The organism is Pseudomonas brassicacearum (genome assembly GCF_003732175.1).
GTDB lineage: Bacteria > Pseudomonadota > Gammaproteobacteria > Pseudomonadales > Pseudomonadaceae > Aquipseudomonas > Aquipseudomonas brassicacearum_G.
This window is the reverse complement of the sequence record NZ_MOBI01000005.1, coordinates 110,281-125,629: the sequence shown is the minus strand read 5'-3', so window position 1 is coordinate 125,629 and position 15,349 is coordinate 110,281. Positions and strand designations below refer to the sequence as shown.

Genomic DNA, 15,349 nt, shown 5'->3' with positions numbered 1-15,349 from the left:
TCAATGTGGGAGCGAGCCTGCTCGCGATGCTTTTGGATCTTAACCGTGAACCGGCACGCCTTTGAGGTAAGGCGCAGGCTCGGCCCCCAGATTGCTCAGCAGACGCTCGCTGTACCAATCCACGAAGTTCACCACGCCGAACTCGTAAGTCTTGGAGTACGGGCCTGGCTGGTACGCCGTGGAGTTGATCCCGCGCTGGTTCTCTTCGGCCAAGCGACGGTCTTCGTTGTTGGTCGCATCCCAGACTTCACGCATGCGCTCGACGTCGTAATCCACGCCTTCGACAGCGTCCTTGTGCACCAGCCATTTGGTGGTGACCATGGTTTCCTGCGCGCTGATCGGCCACACGGTGAACACAATGATGTGATCGCCCATGCAGTGGTTCCATGAGTGCGGCAGGTGCAGGATGCGCATCGAGCCCAGGTCCGGGTTCTGGATCCGGCCCATGAGTTTCTTGCAGGCTTGCTTGCCGTCCAGGGTCATCGACACGGTGCCCTTGAGCAACGGCATGCGCACGATGCGGTTACGCAGGCCGAAACTGGCGTGTGCGTAAGGAATCTTCTCGGCTTCCCACGCAGCGGCAGAAGCGGCTACGTGGTCCTTGAACGCCTGGTCGGCACGTGGGTCGGTCACGTCGTCCCATTCCAGCAGGGTTTTCAGCAGTGCCGGGTGCGACGCGTTGCAGTGGTAGCACTCGCGGTTGTTTTCCAGCACCAGTTTCCAGTTGGCCTGTTCCACCAGGGTGGTTTGCACCGCCACCTTGGTGTTTTCCATGTCATACGGTTCCATGTAATGGCTCAGTGTCGACAGGAAGTCATCGATGGCCGGCGGGTTTTCCGCGAGGCTGATGAAGATGTAACCGCCAGCGGTCTTCACGTTTACCGGTTTCAGGCCGTACTGCTTCATGTCGAAGTCGTCGCCCATCTCGGTGCCAGCGAACAACAGGCGTCCGTCCAGCTCGTAGGTCCACTGGTGGTAGTGGCAAACCAGCTTGGCGACTTTGCCTTTGTCGCTGGTGCACAGACGCGAACCACGGTGGCGGCAGACGTTATGGAAGGCGTGAACCACGCCTTCGGCGCCGCGAATCACGATGATCGGGTTCTTGCCGATCTGCAGGGTCAGGTAGTTGCCCTTGGTCGGGATTTCGCAGGTCATGCCGGCGATCAGCCACTCTTTCTGGAAGATCTCCTGCATGTCGATATCGAATAACCGCTCATCAGAGTAGAACGGCTGTGGCAGTGAAAATGTACGCTCGCGCTCTTGCAGCATCTGCGCGGTGGCCTTGCGTGCGGGTTCCAGTGGATCGCCCAAGCTCAAGGTAGTGGTGACGTCCATCGTTTAAGTCCTCATGACCATCTGTGTGGCCGGCGAATAGTGGCTAATCAGGGTTGCTACGCAAGGCAGAAAACAGCGTTTATCTGTTGAAGCGAGTGTGGGCCCGGCGCAGGCTGGAACCTTATCCATGGGCGACATGGCCCAATCTGTTCCCGACGCTCAACCCCCGGTGGTTGTGGGCTGGTCGCGATAAGCATGTGAATGTCGCAGATAGGTAAATGGGCAATCTGCGCTATACGCAGAATCGGCAACATGAGGTCGACAGTCGACCGTGGAGATCAGCATGTCCAATAGTTTCCTGAACCCGGTAACCACCCAGACCTGGGCCAATGGCCGGCACATTGTCCGTTGCGTCAAAGTCATCCAGGAAACCTGGGACGTGCGGACCTTCTGCTTCATGGCCGACCAGCCGATCATGTTCTTCTTCAAGCCGGGGCAGTTCGTCACCCTGGAGCTGGAGATCGACGGTGTGCCGATCATGCGCTCGTACACCATTTCCAGTTCACCGTCGGTGCCTTACAGCTTTTCGGTGACTATCAAGCGCGTACCGGGCGGCAAGGTTTCCAACTGGCTGCACGACACCCTGCACGAGGGCCAGGAACTGGCGGTGCACGGGCCGGTCGGGTTGTTCAACGCGATGGATTTCACCGCACCGAAAGTGCTCTATCTCAGCGGCGGTGTCGGGATCACCCCGGTAATGTCCATGGCCCGCTGGTTCTACGACACCAACGGCAACGTCGACATGGTGTTTATCCACAGCGCCCGCTCGCCGAAAGACATCATCTATCACCGCGAGCTGGAGCACATGGCATCGCGGATCGATAACTTCAGCCTGCACCTGATCTGTGAGAAGCACGGACTGGGTGAGCCTTGGGCCGGTTATCGCGGCTACCTGAATCATAAAATGCTGGAGCTGATGGCACCGGACTTCCTTGAGCGTGAGGTCTTCTGCTGCGGCCCGACCCCTTACATGCACGCGGTCAAACGCCTGCTGGAAGCCGCTGGCTTCGACATGAAGCGTTACCACGAAGAATCTTTCGGTGCTACACCGCCAGAGGCCCGTGCCGATGCAGTGGAGCAAGCCGAACAAGCGGCCGACGCCCCGGAAATCGACGTGGCGGATCTGCATCAAGTGGAATTCACCGCGTCCGGCAAAAGCATCCGCGTGGCACCGGGTGAAACCGTCCACGCCGCCGCCGCCAAGCTTGGCCTGCTGATTCCGAAAGCCTGCGGGATGGGGATCTGCGGAACGTGCAAGGTGATGAAGCTGGGCGGGGAAGTCGAGATGGAGCACAACGGCGGGATCACCGAAGAAGACGAAGCCGAGGGCTACATCCTGTCATGCTGCAGCGTGCCGAAAGGGGATGTACGGATCGAGTTCTAAGCCGTTACTCCGGGGGAAGGGACGCAGAGCGTCCCGGGCTGCATTCCCACGCAGAGCGTGGGAACGAGTACATCACTGGCTGGGAAGTTTCACACTCTCGTTCCCACGCTCCGCGTGGGAATGCCTCTCGGGACGCTCCGCGTTCCTGTCGCGCCGCGGTCGTCCGGTCGTCCGTTTCAATACCAGCGCTGAATCTCGATCACCCCCTCCATCCCTGCATAGTTCCGAGCGCTTGAGTACCGCCAGTGCTCTGCCAAATCCACATACCCGCGTTTCACCGGGTTTTGATGGATGTAGTCCAGTTTCTGGCGCATCACTGTTTCGCTGTAAACCAACTCTGCGTGCGAACCTTCCTGCCATAGCTGATAAACCCGATCGTGCTTATGGGCGCGCTTGCTGAAACGCAGGCGTTGCAGGGCTCGTTCTGCGCCTTTGCTTTGCAGATCGTCGATGATTTGTCGGGCGGTGAAGGACTTGAACTGGCTGAGGCATTTGCTCAAGTTCGGAGCTTCGGCCACGAAGTGCAGATGGTTTTCCAGGATGACGTAGCCATACAGCTGTAAGTTCTGATGGGATTGTTGATAGCGCCAGCAATTGAGCAGGTGATCGACAATGTAGGGCCGGATGAATAACGGGAGCCACTCCATGATTGTGCAGGTCACGAAGTGGGGTTTGTCGGGTTCGGTGATGGTGTAGCGGCTTCGGCCCATGGAGTTCATCCGTGAATCTTGTGGCGCGGCCTGGACGCGAAGCGTCCGGGGATGCATTCCCACGCAGAGCGTGGGAACGATCATGTTGCGGGGAGTGAGGCGGTGGCGCTAGAAGACGGGCGCGGAGAAATGGGTGGGAAATGTCGCCGCGCCACTAAACCTTGGCTTTGTACCCTTCCTCCAACTGCCCCACCCGCAACTGAATCACCTCCAGCACCGCACACCCTTCACGTGTGAGCAAATGCACGCCACGGGTGACGCGGGTCAGGTCGCAATCGGAAATGCCTTTGAGGGACAGGCTGGTCAAGGTGTCCATAAGGTCGCGAACCACCGTGAAACGGTGTGCGGCGCAGGCGGCCAGGTCGCTGAGTTCTTTGTGGGTGTTGATGAAGAGCACGGGGTTTGCAGAATCGTAGGTGTCGACGGGGAGGTAGCGAGGCATGACTTGTTCATTCATGGGTGTAACTCCTGTAAGTAGAGCCTTCACCGTTCGCGGCCAAACGAAATAGGTGGCAGCTGTGCGAGGGTTGGCCGACCGGCCACAGGAACACCGGCACACCCGAAGGTGTCCCGCGCACAGCCGCCATAACACGAGTTTTCAGACATAAAAAAAGCGTCTGCAAGGGTGTTGGGGACGCTGATGCGCTCCTGAGTTCGACCGGCCAAGGTCATTCGCGGAGTTTTCCGCGAGCTCGAACTATAGGAGCGACGCTGAGACGCGGCAACAGGGTACGTTGTCGGAAAGGTCTTGGAAAGTTGTGAGGTTTGATCGTTCCCACGCTCCGCGTGGGAACGATCAGGCTAATCAGGCGCTCATCACTTCCCGAATATCCGCCGCCAATTCCCGTACCCGCTCTACCTCGGTATCCCACGAGCACATGAAGCGTGCGCCGCCTTTGCCGATGAAGGTGTAGAAGCGCCAGCTCTTGGCGGTCAGGGCCGCGACGGCCGATTCCGAGAGTTGCAGGAACACGCCATTGGCTTGTACCGGGAACATCAGTTCAACGCCTGGAATGTCGCTCACCAGCTCGGCCAGCAACTGTGCGCAGTAGTTGGCGTGGCGGGCGTGTTTGAGCCAAGCGTCGTTTTCCAGCAGGCCGACCCATGGCGCCGAGAGGAAACGCATTTTCGACGCCAGTTGCCCGGCCTGTTTGCACCGGTAGTCGAAGTCTTCGGCCAGCTTGTGGTTGAAGAACAGAATCGCCTCACCCACGGCCATGCCGTTTTTCGTGCCGCCGAAGCACAACACGTCAACGCCGGCTTTCCAGGTCAGGTCGGCAGGCGAGCAATTGAGGAACGCGCAGGCGTTGGAGAAGCGCGCGCCGTCCATGTGCAGGTTCAGGCCCAGTTCCTTGCAGGTGGCGCTGATGGCGCGGATTTCTTCCGGGGTATAGATGCTGCCGACTTCGGTCGCCTGGGTCAGGGTCACGACGCGCGGTTTCGGGTAGTGGATGTCCTGGCGCTTGAGGGCGATTTCGCGAATCGAATCCGGGGTCAACTTACCGTTTTCAGTGCGTGCGATGAGCAGCTTGGAGCCGTTGGAGAAGAACTCCGGCGCGCCGCATTCGTCGGTTTCGACGTGGGCGGTTTCCGAGCAGATCACGCTGTGGTAGCTCTGGCACAGCGACGACAGCGCCAGCGAGTTGGCCGCGGTGCCGTTGAAGGCGAAGAACACTTCGCAGTCGGTTTCGAACAGTTTGCGGAAATCGTCCGAGGCGCGTGCCGTCCACTCATCGTCGCCATAGGCGCGTTGGTGGCCTTGATTGGCCTGTTCCATGGCGGCCCAGGCTTCCGGGCAGATACCGGAATAGTTGTCGCTGGCGAATTGTTGGCTCTTGTCGGTCATGGCCGGCTCCGTGGTCGATGATGGTGCGCACTGTACCCAAGATTGGTGGCGGAGCACACGCGATGTGTCTGCCAGAAAAATACAAAGACGTTAGGCAATTATGCACATGACTACACGCGACAGTGCGTTGAACCTGCTATAGGAGCTGCCGCAGCCTTCGGCAGCTCCTACGTCGAGTGTGTCGCGACTGCTGGTCAGTGGTCGCTCTTTGGGCGTATGTCGTAAACGCACCTTTGCGTGGCGTCCATAGGCATTTGACCTGTCTGCGCCGGCCATACCATCGCATCCAAAGGGCACTGCCGTAAGGTACGTGCCTCACCGAGACGAAAGGCGCACAAGCCGCCGCTGGGAGAGACGCGATGTTCAGCAAGCAAGACCAGATCAAGGGTTACGACGATGCACTGCTGGCGGCGATGAATGCCGAAGAGCTGCGCCAGGAAGATCACATCGAGCTGATCGCGTCAGAGAACTACACCAGCAAACGCGTCATGGAAGCGCAAGGCAGCGGCCTGACCAACAAATACGCCGAAGGCTACCCAGGCAAGCGCTACTACGGCGGCTGCGAGCACGTCGACAAGGTCGAAGCGCTGGCCATCGAACGTGCCAAACTGCTGTTCGGTGCCGATTACGCCAACGTCCAGCCGCACTCCGGCTCGTCGGCCAACAGCGCCGTTTACCTGGCCCTGCTGCAAGCCGGCGACACCATTCTCGGCATGAGCCTGGCTCATGGCGGTCACCTGACCCACGGCGCCAAGGTGTCGTCCTCGGGCAAACTGTACAACGCCGTGCAGTACGGCATCGACACCAAAACCGGCCTGATCGACTACGACGAAGTCGAGCGCCTGGCCGTCGAATGCAAGCCGAAGATGATTGTTGCCGGCTTCTCGGCTTACTCCAAGACTCTGGACTTCCCACGTTTCCGTCAGATCGCCGACAAGGTGGGTGCGCTGCTGTTCGTCGACATGGCGCACGTTGCCGGTCTGGTCGCTGCTGGCCTGTACCCGAACCCGCTGCCGTATGCCGACGTGGTGACCACCACCACCCACAAGACCCTGCGCGGTCCGCGTGGCGGCCTGATCCTGGCCAAGGCTAACGAAGAAATCGAGAAAAAGCTCAACGCGGCAGTCTTCCCCGGTGCCCAGGGCGGCCCGCTGATGCACGTGATCGCCGGTAAGGCGGTGTGCTTCAAGGAAGCGTTGGAGCCTGGTTTCAAGGCTTACCAGCAACAAGTGATCGATAACGCCCAGGCGATGGCCGGCGTTTTTATCAAACGTGGCTACGATGTAGTGTCCGGCGGTACTGATAACCACCTGTTCCTGGTGAGCCTGATCCGTCAGGGCCTGACCGGTAAGGAAGCCGACGCCGCCTTGGGTCGTGCCCACATCACCGTGAACAAGAACGCCGTACCGAACGATCCACAATCGCCGTTCGTCACCTCCGGCCTGCGTATCGGCACCCCGGCGGTCACCACTCGCGGCTTTAAGGTTACCCAGTGCGTTGAACTGGCCGGCTGGATCTGCGACATCCTCGACAACCTCGGCGACGCCGATGTCGAGGCCAATGTTGCCAAGCATGTGGCAGCTGTGTGCGCGGACTTCCCGGTTTATCGCTGAGCGCGGTTTTGGAGTAAATGACTATGCAACGCTACTCAGGCTTCGGCCTCTTCAAACACTCCCTCAGCCACCACGAAAACTGGCAGCGGATGTGGCGCACGCCGACTCCGAAAAAAGTCTACGACGTGGTCATCGTCGGCGGCGGCGGGCATGGTCTGGCGACTGCCTACTACCTGGCCAAGGAACACGGCATCACTAACGTGGCCGTGGTCGAGAAGGGCTGGCTGGGCGGCGGTAACACCGCGCGCAACACCACCATCGTGCGGTCCAATTACCTGTGGGACGAGTCGGCCCACCTGTACGAACACGCGATGAAACTCTGGGAAGGTCTGTCCCAGGACCTGAACTACAACGTGATGTTCTCCCAGCGTGGCGTCTACAACCTGTGCCACACCCTGCAGGACATCCGTGATTCCGAGCGTCGGGTCAGCGCCAACCGCCTCAACGGCGTCGATGGCGAACTGCTCACCGCTCAGCAAGTGGCTGACGAGATTCCGTACCTCGACTGCTCGAAAAACACTCGTTACCCGGTGATGGGCGCTACCGTCCAGCGTCGCGGCGGCGTGGCCCGTCACGATGCCGTGGCCTGGGGCTTTGCCCGTGCGGCCGACGCCTTGGGCGTGGACCTGATCCAGCAGACCGAAGTGATCGGTTTCCGCAAGGAAAACGGTGTGTGCATCGGCGTTGAAACCAACAAGGGCTTCATCGGCGCCAAGCGCGTCGGTGTAGTCACCGCGGGTAACTCCGGGCACATGGCCAAACTGGCCGGTTTCCGTCTGCCGATCGAATCCCACCCGCTGCAAGCGCTGGTGTCCGAGCCGATCAAGCCGATTATCGACAGTGTGATCATGTCCAACGCCGTACACGGCTACATCAGCCAGTCCGACAAGGGCGACCTGGTAATCGGTGCCGGTATCGACGGCTACAACGGCTACGGCCAGCGCGGTTCGTACCCGGTGATCGAGCACACCATCCAGGCCATCGTCGAGATGTTCCCGGTCTTGTCTCGCGTACGCATGAACCGTCAGTGGGGCGGCATCGTCGACACCACCCCGGATGCCTGCCCGATCATCTCGAAAACACCGGTGCCGAACATGTTCTTCAACTGCGGTTGGGGCACCGGTGGTTTTAAAGCGACTCCAGGCTCGGGCAACGTATTTGCCGCCAGCCTCGCCAAGGGTGAAATGCACCCATTGGCTGCACCTTTCTCCATCGACCGCTTCCACAGCGGTGCGTTGATCGATGAACATGGCGCTGCTGCGGTCGCCCACTAACAAAGGCCCCATGAAAACTACTGCGCTCGGCAATACGGCGTTAAAAACAGGCTCGAAATGCTCACTTAGTAAACTAAGCTCCGCTTTCTCTCCTGTTTTTGCCTTGTCTTGCCTTCGCTCGCTACGTTTTCACGGCGCTTGATAGGAGAAATCCCTATGTTGCACATCTTCTGTCCTCACTGCGGCGAGCTGCGCTCCGAAGAGGAATTCCATGCATCCGGCCAGGCGCACATCCCGCGCCCACTGGACCCGAACACCTGCACCGACGAGGAGTGGGGCGACTACATGTTCTTCCGTGACAACCCTCGCGGGTTGCACCACGAGCTGTGGGATCACGTCGCCGGTTGCCGTCAGTATTTCAACGTCACCCGTGACACCGTGACCTACGTGATTCTCGAAACCTACAAGATCGGCACCAAGCCGCAGTTCACCGACAAGACTGAAAGTCCGAAAGCGGCCGCGCAGGCTCTGGGAGCGAAGGTATGAGCCAGATCAATCGCCTGTCCAACGGTGGACGGATCGACCGCAACAAAGTCCTGAGCTTCACCTTCAACGGTCAGGTCTACAAGGGCTTTGAAGGCGACTCCCTGGCCGCTGCATTGCTGGCCAACGGCGTCGACATCATCGGTCGCAGCTTCAAGTATTCGCGTCCTCGCGGGATCTTCGCAGCAGGCGCTGAAGAGCCGAACGCAGTGCTGCAGATCGGTGCTACCGAAGCCACGCAAATTCCTAACGTGCGCGCCACTCAGCAAGCGTTGTATCAGGGTCTCGTCGCCACCAGCACCAACGGCTGGCCGAGCGTGAACAACGACATGATGGGGATTCTCGGCAAGGTCGGCGGCAAGCTGATGCCACCGGGTTTCTACTACAAAACCTTCATGTACCCGCAATCGTTCTGGATGACCTACGAGAAGTACATTCGTAAGGCCGCAGGTTTAGGTCGTTCGCCGACCGAAAACGATCCGGACACCTATGACTACATGAACCAGCACTGCGACGTATTGATCGTCGGTGGTGGCCCGGCCGGTCTGGCGGCTGCCCTGGCGGCTGCGCGCAGCGGCGCCCGAGTGATTCTGGCCGATGAGCAGGAAGAGTTTGGCGGCAGCCTGCTCGACTCCCGTGAAAGCCTCGACGGCAAACCAGCCACCGAGTGGGTCGCCAGTGTCATTGCCGAGCTCAAAAACACCCCTGACGTGTTGCTGTTGCCTCGCGCGACCGTCAACGGTTACCACGACCACAACTTCCTGACCATCCACGAGCGCCTCACCGATCACCTCGGCGACCGCGCACCGATCGGCCAGGTTCGTCAGCGTATCCACCGGGTTCGCGCCAAGCGCGTGGTGCTGGCGACCGGTGCTCACGAGCGTCCGCTGGTCTACGGCAACAACGACGTGCCGGGCAACATGCTCGCCGGTGCCGTCTCGACTTACATACGCCGTTACGGCGTAGCACCGGGCAAGAAACTGGTGCTGTCGACCAACAACGATCACGCCTACCGCGTGGCGCTGGACTGGCTCGACGCGAGCCTGCAAGTGGTGGCCATCGCCGATGCGCGGAGCAATCCTCGCGGTGCGCTGGTAGAAGAAGCGCGCGCCAAAGGCATCCGTATTCTGACCGGCAGTGCCGTCATCGAAGCACGCGGCAGCAAGCGTGTAACCGCTGCTCGTGTTGCCGCGATCGACGTCAAGGCGCACACCGTCGCCAGCCCTGGCGAATGGCTTGAATGCGATCTGGTCGCCAGCTCCGGCGGCTACAGCCCGGTGGTTCACCTGGCGTCGCACTTGGGCGGCAAACCGATCTGGCGTGAAGACATCCTCGGTTTCATCCCGGGCGAAGCACCGCAAAAACGCGTCTGCGTGGGCGGCATCAATGGCGTCTACAGCCTCGGCGATTCCCTGGCCGACGGTTTTGAAGGCGGCGTGCGCGCAGCCAGTGAAGCCGGCTTCAAAGCGGTCGAAGGCGTCCTGCCAAAAGCCCTGAGCCGTGTGGAAGAACCGACCCTGGCGCTGTTCCAGGTGCCGCATGAAAAGGCTACCGCACGGGCGCCGAAGCAATTCGTCGACCTGCAGAACGACGTCACCGCTGCCGCCATCGAACTGGCGACCCGCGAGGGCTTCGAGTCGGTCGAGCACGTCAAACGCTACACCGCACTGGGCTTCGGTACTGACCAGGGCAAGCTCGGCAACGTCAACGGTCTGGCCATCGCCGCCCGTTCGCTGAACGTGACCATCCCACAGATGGGTACCACCATGTTCCGCCCGAACTACACGCCGGTGACTTTCGGCGCGGTAGCCGGTCGTCACTGTGGGCACATCTTCGAGCCAGTGCGTTACACCGCACTGCACGCCTGGCACGTGAAAAACGGCGCCGAGTTCGAAGACGTCGGTCAGTGGAAACGTCCTTGGTACTTCCCGAAAAACGGTGAAGACCTGCATGCCGCAGTGAAACGCGAATGCCTGGCGGTGCGTGAAAGCGTTGGCCTGCTGGATGCCTCGACACTCGGCAAGATCGACATTCAAGGCCCGGACGCGCGTGAGTTCCTCAACCGCGTCTACACCAACGCCTGGACCAAGCTCGACGTGGGCAAGGCCCGCTACGGCCTGATGTGTAAAGAAGACGGGATGGTTTTCGACGACGGCGTCACCGCTTGCCTCGCCGACAACCACTTCGTGATGACCACCACCACCGGCGGCGCTGCACGCGTGCTGCAATGGCTGGAAATCTATCACCAGACCGAATGGCCAGACCTGAAGGTGTACTTCACCTCGGTTACCGACCACTGGGCGACCATGACCCTGTCCGGGCCGAACAGCCGCAAGCTGCTCAGCGAAGTGACCGACATCGATCTGGACAGGGACGGCTTCCCGTTCATGACCTGGAAAGAAGGTTTGGTAGGCGGTGTGCCGGCGCGGGTATTCCGGATCTCGTTTACCGGTGAGCTGTCGTACGAAGTCAACGTACAGGCCGACTACGCCATGGGCGTCCTGGAAAAAATCGTCGAGGCGGGCAAGAAGTACAACCTGACGCCATACGGCACTGAAACCATGCACGTCCTGCGGGCCGAGAAGGGTTTCATCATCGTCGGCCAGGACACTGACAGCTCTATGACCCCGGACGACCTGAACATGGGCTGGTGCGTCGGTCGTACCAAACCGTTCTCGTGGATCGGCTGGCGTGGCATGAACCGTGAAGACTGTGTGCGTGATCAACGCAAACAGTTGGTCGGCCTCAAGCCGATCGACCCGACCAAATGGCTGCCGGAAGGTGCGCAACTGGTGTTCAACACCAAGCAAGCGATTCCGATGAGCATGGTCGGTCACGTGACCTCCAGCTACGCCCACAACTCCCTCGGCTATTCGTTTGCGATGGGTGTGGTCAAAGGCGGCTTGAAGCGCCTCGGCGAGCGCGTGTTCGCGCCGTTGGCCGACGGCAGCGTGATCGAAGCGGAAATCGTTTCTTCGGTGTTCTTCGATCCGAAAGGCGATCGCCAGAACGTGTGATACCAACGCTCGCCCCTTCGGGGGCGACGTACGAATTCAAGACAGGTGCTTTATGACCACAGCCAACGTTTACCAACAGCGCCCAACCACTGGGGCAAAGGCCGAGTCGTCGCTGCACCACGCGGGCCTGCAAAGCCTGGTGGGCAAGGGCCGTAAAAACGCCGGTGTCACCGTGCGTGAGAAAAAACTCCTGGGTCACCTGACCCTTCGTGGCGATGCCCATAACCCGGCATTCGCCGCTGGCGTGCACAAGGCCCTGGGCCTTGAGCTGCCGGCCGCGCTGACCGTGGTCGTCAAAGGCGAAACCAGCCTGCAATGGATGGGCCCGGATGAGTGGCTGCTGATCGTGCCGAGCGGTGAAGAATTCGCCGCCGAAAAGAAACTGCGTGAAGCCCTGGGCGATCTGCATATCGCCATCGTCAACGTCAGCGGTGGCCAACAGATTCTTGAACTGAGCGGCCCGAAAGTCCGCGAAGTGCTGATGAAGTCCACCAGCTACGACGTGCACCCCAACAACTTCCCGGTGGGCAAAGCGGTGGGCACTGTGTTCGCCAAGTCGCAACTGGTGATCCGCCATACCGCCGTAGACACCTGGGAACTGCTGATCCGTCGCAGCTTCTCGGATTACTGGTGGCTGTGGTTGCAGGATGCGGCTGCTGAGTATGGCCTGAGCGTCCAGGCCTGATCTGTGGCGAGGGAGCTGATGATCGTTCCCACGCTCTGCGTGGGAATGCATCCCCGGACGCTCTGCGTCCAGCTCTACGGCGGTGACGCAGAGCGTCACTGGCGGCATTCCCACGCAGAGCGTGGGAACGATCAGTAAACGAGGAGTCACCGCATTATGAGCCGCGCCCCAGACACATGGATTTTGACTGCCCATTGCCCAAGCGTCCTGGGCACGGTAGATGCGGTGACCCGCTTTTTGTTCGAACAGGGTTGCTACGTCACCGAGCACCACTCCTTCGATGATCGGCTGTCCGCGCGTTTCTTCATTCGCGTGGAGTTCCGTCAGCCGTCGAGTTTCGACGAACAGGCATTTCGCGCAGGCCTGGCCGAACGGACCGACGCGTTCGGCATGGTGTTCGAACTGACTCCGCCGCACCACCGGCCCAAAGTGGTGATCATGGTTTCCAAGGCCGATCACTGCCTCAACGATTTGCTCTATCGCCAGCGCATCGGCCAACTGGCGATGGATGTAGTTGCGGTGGTGTCCAACCACCCGGACCTCAAGCCGCTGGCAGACTGGCACGGGATTCCTTATTACCACTTCCCGCTCGACCCCAACGACAAGCCCTCGCAAGAGCGGCAGGTCTGGCAGGTGATCGAAGAATCCGGTGCAGAACTGGTGGTGCTTGCGCGCTACATGCAAGTGCTGTCGCCGGAGCTGTGCCGCAAGCTCGATGGTAAAGCGATCAACATTCACCACTCGTTGCTGCCCGGTTTCAAAGGCGCCAAGCCGTATCACCAGGCCTACAACAAGGGCGTGAAACTGGTGGGCGCCACGGCGCACTACATCAACAACGACCTCGACGAAGGCCCGATCATCGCCCAGGGCGTGGAAGCGGTGGATCACAGCCATTACCCCGAAGACCTGATAGCCAAAGGCCGGGATATCGAGGGGCTGACATTGGCCCGGGCGGTGGGTTATCACATTGAACGGCGGGTGTTTCTCAACGCCAACAGAACAGTAGTTCTTTAGATCGCCATCGCGAGCAAGCTCGCTCCCACAGGGGATTGTGTGAGTACACAGATCTTAGTCGCACCAAAGATCCAATGTGGGAGCGAGCTTGCTCGCGATGAGGCCCTTACAAACAACACAAGACTCACAGGCAATAACCCGAGCAATCAACGCGCCGCCGATTTCTGGCGACGCGACCGCTACATAAAAACAACAGCGAGGTGAAAGCATGTCTGGTAATCGTGGTGTGGTGTATCTCGGCAATGGCAAGGTCGAAGTACAGAAAATCGACTATCCAAAAATGCAGGACCCGCGTGGCAGGAAGATCGAGCACGGCGTCATCCTGCGCGTGGTATCCACCAATATCTGTGGTTCCGACCAGCACATGGTGCGTGGTCGCACCACGGCTCAAACCGGTCTGGTACTGGGCCACGAGATCACCGGTGAAGTGATCGAGAAGGGCAGCGACGTCGAGAACCTGAAAATCGGCGACCTGGTATCGGTGCCGTTCAACGTGGCGTGCGGCCGTTGCCGTTCCTGCAAAGAGATGCACACCGGTGTCTGCCTGAGCGTTAACCCGGCCCGTCCGGGCGGTGCCTATGGTTATGTCGACATGGGTGACTGGACCGGCGGCCAGGCCGAATACGCGATGGTGCCGTATGCCGACTTCAACCTGCTGAAACTGCCGGATCGCGACCGCGCCATGGAAAAAATCCGTGACCTGACCTGCCTCTCCGACATCCTGCCAACCGGTTACCACGGCGCAGTGACTGCCGGCGTTGGCCCTGGCAGCACCGTGTACATCGCGGGCGCAGGCCCGGTGGGTCTGGCGGCTGCCGCTTCCGCTCGCCTGCTGGGCGCGGCAGTGGTGATCATCGGTGACGTCAACCCGATCCGCCTGGCTCACGCCAAGGCCCAGGGTTTCGAAATCGCCGACCTGTCCCAGGACACCCCGCTGCACGAACAGATCGCTGCACTGTTGGGCGAACCGGAAGTGGATTGCGCCGTCGATGCGGTGGGCTTCGAAGCCCGTGGTCACGGCCATGCCGGCGTGAAACACGAAGCACCGGCCACCGTACTCAACTCGCTGATGGGCGTGGTTCGGGTTGCCGGCAAAATCGGTATCCCTGGCCTGTACGTCACCGAAGATCCAGGTGCAGTCGATGCCGCCGCGAAAATGGGCAGCCTGAGCATCCGCTTCGGCCTGGGCTGGGCAAAATCCCACAGCTTCCACACCGGCCAGACCCCGGTGATGAAGTACAACCGCCAGCTGATGCAGGCGATCATGTGGGATCGCATCAAGATTGCCGACATCGTGGGTGTTGAAGTCATCAGCCTCGACGACGCACCACGTGGTTACGGCGAATTTGATGCCGGTGTACCGAAGAAGTTTGTGATTGATCCGCACAAGTTGTTTAGTGCGGCGTAAGGCTTAGGGCAAGACGGAAAAAAGGGCGACAGTGATGTCGCCCTTTTTTATGGGAAGCGGCAGCTTACGACTTTGCTGGTTCTGTCAGCGTGGAGTACTTGAATGCACACTTGGAAATGTTCGGGTTCTTACAGAAATCATCCTTCCACGCGGTGTCAGGGAGTGGTTTCACGTCATTGAATGCCTTCAGGACTACCCTTACACCTGCATCACCTGCCCCCTCGTAAGTGCAAATGACAGCCTTGGTGCTGGTTTTATTGCTCGCGTCGGTGAACTTTGAATCTTTGAGAAAGTGCTCTTTTGCTTCCTGATTCTCGCCGGTCCACTGCAGAGGCGAACCATTGGGGCCAGCCGCAAAGTATTCGAAGCCTCCCCCGGCAAGTGGTTTCTGCGTGATTTTTTCAATTGGTGGACAGGTTGCCTCAGCAGCGTAAACATTGCCCATCAGCGCCATCATTGCAAACACACCCACCGCAATTTTGCTTTGCATCATTGTGTACTCCATTACGTAGTTGGAGCCCCAATGCTGATGGGTTTTCGTTTTTGTGCCTACTGTCAGAGTTGACAGTTTTTTATGTTT

The 15,349-nt window shown here is 59.7% G+C and carries 13 protein-coding genes; 8 read left to right on the top strand and 5 right to left on the bottom strand.

The features are described from left to right. Positions 1-39: 39 nt before the first annotated feature. Positions 40-1,335: a glycine-betaine demethylase subunit GbcA gene (gbcA, locus tag BK658_RS04600; RefSeq protein ID WP_123581253.1), complete on the bottom strand. Its 1,296-nt coding sequence runs from the start codon at positions 1,333-1,335 to the stop codon at positions 40-42. A 283-nt stretch (positions 1,336-1,618) separates the two neighbouring features. On the opposite strand from gbcA, the gene gbcB reads away from it, so the two are divergent. Then, complete coding sequence (gene gbcB, locus BK658_RS04590; RefSeq protein WP_123581251.1) at positions 1,619-2,719, top strand: glycine-betaine demethylase subunit GbcB; 1,101 nt, start codon at positions 1,619-1,621, stop codon at positions 2,717-2,719. Between the two features lie 176 nt (positions 2,720-2,895). Here gbcB and BK658_RS04585 read toward each other — a convergent pair whose 3' ends face one another. From BK658_RS04585 to BK658_RS04575, 3 genes are all read right to left on the bottom strand, one after another. Next, a complete protein-coding gene (locus BK658_RS04585) occupies positions 2,896-3,429 on the bottom strand; it encodes an REP-associated tyrosine transposase (RefSeq protein WP_123581250.1) in 534 nt (177 codons plus the stop codon). Between the two features lie 154 nt (positions 3,430-3,583). Continuing rightward, positions 3,584-3,886: a hypothetical protein gene (locus tag BK658_RS04580; RefSeq protein WP_123581249.1), complete on the bottom strand. Its 303-nt coding sequence runs from the start codon at positions 3,884-3,886 to the stop codon at positions 3,584-3,586. Positions 3,887-4,234: 348 nt separating this feature from the next. Beyond that, the gene (locus BK658_RS04575) at positions 4,235-5,275 is read right to left on the bottom strand and encodes a threonine aldolase family protein (RefSeq protein WP_123581248.1); all 1,041 of its coding nucleotides are present in this window, start codon (positions 5,273-5,275) and stop codon (positions 4,235-4,237) included. A 359-nt stretch (positions 5,276-5,634) separates the two neighbouring features. Between BK658_RS04575 and glyA the strand changes: the two genes are divergently transcribed. The 7 genes from glyA (at position 5,635) to fdhA (ending at position 14,769) form a co-directional block, all read left to right on the top strand. Further along, a complete protein-coding gene (glyA, locus tag BK658_RS04570) occupies positions 5,635-6,888 on the top strand; it encodes a serine hydroxymethyltransferase (RefSeq protein ID WP_123581247.1) in 1,254 nt (417 codons plus the stop codon). Positions 6,889-6,911: 23 nt separating this feature from the next. Further along, on the top strand, positions 6,912-8,162 hold the full coding sequence (locus BK658_RS04565) for a sarcosine oxidase subunit beta (protein ID WP_019693993.1): 1,251 nt from the start codon (positions 6,912-6,914) through the stop codon (positions 8,160-8,162). 156 nt (positions 8,163-8,318) lie between these two features. After that, positions 8,319-8,648 carry a sarcosine oxidase subunit delta gene (locus BK658_RS04560; protein WP_123581246.1) on the top strand — a complete coding sequence of 110 codons (330 nt, stop codon included), beginning with the start codon at positions 8,319-8,321 and terminating at the stop codon, positions 8,646-8,648. Next, the gene (locus tag BK658_RS04555) at positions 8,645-11,662 is read left to right on the top strand and encodes a sarcosine oxidase subunit alpha (RefSeq protein WP_123581245.1); all 3,018 of its coding nucleotides are present in this window, start codon (positions 8,645-8,647) and stop codon (positions 11,660-11,662) included. The genes BK658_RS04560 and BK658_RS04555 overlap by 4 nt, the downstream gene beginning before the upstream one ends. Positions 11,663-11,714: 52 nt before the next feature. Further along, positions 11,715-12,347: a sarcosine oxidase subunit gamma gene (locus tag BK658_RS04550; protein WP_123581244.1), complete on the top strand. Its 633-nt coding sequence runs from the start codon at positions 11,715-11,717 to the stop codon at positions 12,345-12,347. Between the two features lie 156 nt (positions 12,348-12,503). After that, positions 12,504-13,361 (top strand): formyltetrahydrofolate deformylase, encoded by an 858-nt coding sequence (purU, locus tag BK658_RS04540; RefSeq protein WP_123581243.1) that lies wholly within the window; start codon positions 12,504-12,506, stop codon positions 13,359-13,361. Between the two features lie 208 nt (positions 13,362-13,569). Further along, positions 13,570-14,769 (top strand): formaldehyde dehydrogenase, glutathione-independent, encoded by a 1,200-nt coding sequence (gene fdhA / locus BK658_RS04535; RefSeq protein ID WP_123581242.1) that lies wholly within the window; start codon positions 13,570-13,572, stop codon positions 14,767-14,769. 64 nt (positions 14,770-14,833) lie between these two features. Here the strand turns inward: fdhA and BK658_RS04530 are convergent, their stop codons facing one another. Further along, complete coding sequence (locus tag BK658_RS04530) at positions 14,834-15,262, bottom strand: DUF3757 domain-containing protein (RefSeq protein WP_185019775.1); 429 nt, start codon at positions 15,260-15,262, stop codon at positions 14,834-14,836. Positions 15,263-15,349 lie beyond the last annotated feature (87 nt).